Raw genomic sequence first — 3,082 nt, 5'->3', positions numbered from 1 at the left:
CGCTTCTCAGGGATTTCGGAGTAAAGCGGCTTGTCGGCTGACAAGCGGCCCAACTCTTCATTGGCGGCGGTGGTGGCGTCGCGCTCCTGAAGCCTCTGGTTAATGCGGTCGTCGATGTTCGCGGAATTGTGGACAGATGCGAGCATCTGCTTCAACCCGGCGATTTCCTGCCGCAATTCGCTTTCGCCCTGCTCGACGGTCTGGCCGAAGACGCCCGCAATCTTGTCGCGGATGCCATAGCCGTCGATGATGCTCATGATCGTTTCGACGGGGGCCTTGTCCATGCTCTGCTGGACGTTGAAGAGATATTCGATCGCCTGGGCTGGCGTGACGACCTTGCCGTCAGCCATCTTCTTGCCCGTGTTCGGGTCGAAGTAGCCGCCGTTGCGGTCGAGGATTTCCTGGATGGGCTTGTAAACCGACACCTGTCGGCCGTGGTCGGAGAGGCGGCCCTGAAGCTCCTGCTCGCGCTCGGCGACGAACTTGCGCAGCTCGGCCGGGGCCTTCTCCCAAGCCTGCTTGACGTTCTCGGCTACGCCGCCCTTGATGCCCTGCCAGTTGGCCGGGAGAGGAACCGACCCTGCGTCAGGCGTCAGACCACCGCCGGCCTGTTCCTCTCCGCCACCGCCCTCGGGCGATACCTTGCCGGCTTCGGCTTTCGCGTCGGCCTTCTTCTCGGGAATCGGGCTGGAGAACTTGCCTTCGTCCCACTCGGCGCCGTTGTCGCGCTCGTGCTTGTTCCAGATGGCTTCCAGAGCCGCGTCGTCGGCCAGAGCCGTCGCAGCATTGTTGTTCACGGCCTCGCCGAGCGCGCCGGCCGGCGGGGCGTTGTTGGCTAGGCTTTCTACGACAGCAGTGCTCATCGAAATTCCTCTGACACCTGAAGGCCCCGCTTCTTGCAGAAATCGGGGTTGCGAAATTTGCCCTTCGTCGGCGACAGGGAAGGCTCGTACTCGACGCAGTTGTTGCGCTTCAGATCATCGCGACGCTCGGAGCGCGACGTGATCATTCGGCCGTCGATCGGCGAGGCGTAATCCGGGATGTCGGAAATGACGTTCGGCATGACGATCTGGCCGGCGAACGGCTTTTCCATCGGAGCGCCGGTCTGCCGGTCGACGAAGATGCCATTGCGGAAAACGAACCTGGCCAAATTTCCTGTCCTGCTTTTTCGGGCAGGTACAGGGTGCAAGGGGTCACTGCGAAATTCTAAGCCGCTTGCAATTCAGGTGAGCAGGAGCAGCACAGCGGCGTCGTCATCGGCCATTGAGGCGATTTCCCGCTCAATCATGATGTGCCCCAACTTGGCATCGAGGCCGCCGACCATGCCGGGTAGCGGCGAAGGCTGGTTTGGCAGCAGCGAGACCAGCGCGGCCATGATTGCCGGTGTCAGTTCGAAGGAGCCGACAATCTCGTCAACGGTCGGGGTTTCGGTCTCGTTAAGGTCAACGATCTGCCCGTCACGGACGTATTTGAGCGGTCGGCGATAGTAACCGGCACGGCCGACATCACCAGAATAACCGGGAATCTGGAAAATCGTTTGGTACGCATCGTTTTGGAATGCGTCCGATTGGAAGGCCGTGAATGCCATGGCTACTGCGCCGCAATGTAGGAGATCGAGGCTTTCAGATAATCACCGTTCGCCCACGTTTGCGGGATGAGAGCGCCCCAATTGTTGCCGCCGCCATCGCTCACCATCCCGATGGTTGTCGTCGTCAAAATCTGCACGGCGCCAACACGATTGGCTGTACCGGAATCAAGGGCGGAAACAACCCCGGCCCCGGCCGTTGAAGTAGCCGTGAATGGCAGTGAAAACGACCATACGCCGGAGCCATACGTGGTTGTGCTGCCGGTCTGCATCAGGATATCGACGTGGACGAGACGCCCTATCTTCACATAAGTGCCAGAGAGGGTCCCGTTTCCAATCGCAGGGTTGGTCACTGAACCGGTCCACGTAGGCGTGTAGGTGCCGCGCTCGTAGTCATCGAGCGTGTTCACATCTCCCGAGGGATTCTGCGTTGCCGGGAACGACACCTGACCGGCGGTGACAATAAGCTTCTGATCGAACGTGTATCCGTTCGCCGCACCAGCGAAGGATAGCGCATTGGACGAATGCGTGATGGTCACGTCACCGTTGGCCCAATTGACCACGCCGCCGGATGCCAGGAACAGGTCCGACCATTCTTTCGTCGTGGAGCCAAGCGCTCCGCCATCGTCCGCTGCAGGCAGAAGCGCGCCGTTGACCGTGAGGGGCCCCAGCTTCGCCATGGCACTGTGGATGATGACGTTGGAGGTGACCCCCGAATTATCGGTGATCGTCGCGCCTGGCGTGGTGACGATGACGCTGTTGTCGTGCGCACCCGCATTGAGCGTGACGTTCGAGGACAGGTTGCCGATGAAGTCGACAAACTGGCATGACGCGTCGAACACCACGTCGCCGCCGATCGAACAGTTCGCGATGTGATGCTCGCGCCCGTAAATCGTCAGCGTGGTTGTCGCGCAGCGGTGCAGAGAAACAAGGACGCGGCCAGTCGTGTTCGCAGAAAAATCCATGCCGGCGCTGTAGCCGCCGATGATCTGCGTCATGTTGCCGTTTTTGAGGTTGTAGATGGAATTGACGAGCTTCGTATTGGTGAAGAACCGATAGCCCGTCGTCGTCAGTTCGGTCGCTGGGAAGGAGACGCCATCGCCGCCATTGGTGTGGTTGCTCAGGTAGCCACCGTAACAGATGAACGATACGCCAACGCCCCCTGTCGGAAAGTCGATCGGCGCCGATGCCATGTCCACGATGTAGGGATCATGGATGTATTGATTGTTCCCCGTCGCGACCGAAATGCCAGGGCCGGTGAAGTTCGCGCCATCGCCGGTCAACTGCGGGCGAATGATCCGGGAACCCTCGCCAACGGTGATCATCGCCCCGTTGAAAGCCTTGGTCCACCAGGCAAACGTAGGATTCGCCGTGAACCCGGCGCCCCATTCGAGCGTCACGCCGGCCGGAACATTGATTGTCGTAGTGATGGTGTGAAGCTTGAGATTGGTAGCCTTCTTGCCGCCGAACCCCGATGCGCAGTAGTCGAGCATCGAC

4 protein-coding genes are annotated in these 3,082 nt (G+C 60.3%); all 4 read right to left on the bottom strand.

Annotated features, from left to right (window positions below):
• Positions 1-863: hypothetical protein (locus EOA33_RS29970; protein ID WP_145989349.1), on the bottom strand; the 863-nt coding region annotated here is incomplete at its 3' end.
• Positions 860-1,150: a hypothetical protein gene (locus EOA33_RS29965; RefSeq protein WP_127407287.1), complete on the bottom strand. Its 291-nt coding sequence runs from the start codon at positions 1,148-1,150 to the stop codon at positions 860-862. The genes EOA33_RS29965 and EOA33_RS29970, both read right to left, overlap by 4 nt.
• 72 nt (positions 1,151-1,222) lie before the next feature.
• Positions 1,223-1,588: a hypothetical protein gene (locus tag EOA33_RS29960; protein ID WP_127407286.1), complete on the bottom strand. Its 366-nt coding sequence runs from the start codon at positions 1,586-1,588 to the stop codon at positions 1,223-1,225.
• Positions 1,589-1,590: 2 nt separating this feature from the next.
• Positions 1,591-3,082: hypothetical protein (locus tag EOA33_RS39370; protein WP_210212626.1), on the bottom strand; the 1,492-nt coding region annotated here is incomplete at its 5' end.

The organism is Mesorhizobium sp. M4A.F.Ca.ET.050.02.1.1 (assembly GCF_003997725.1).
GTDB lineage: Bacteria > Pseudomonadota > Alphaproteobacteria > Rhizobiales > Rhizobiaceae > Mesorhizobium.
The sequence above is the reverse complement of the archived record's forward strand: the minus strand, read 5'-3'. Positions and strand labels throughout refer to the sequence as shown.

What these genes read in the sequence shown, in the direction of transcription:
- EOA33_RS29960 (WP_127407286.1), bottom strand. Translation starts at nt 1,588, where the DNA reads ATGGCATTCACGGCCTTCCAATCGGACGCATTCCAAAACGATGCGTAC.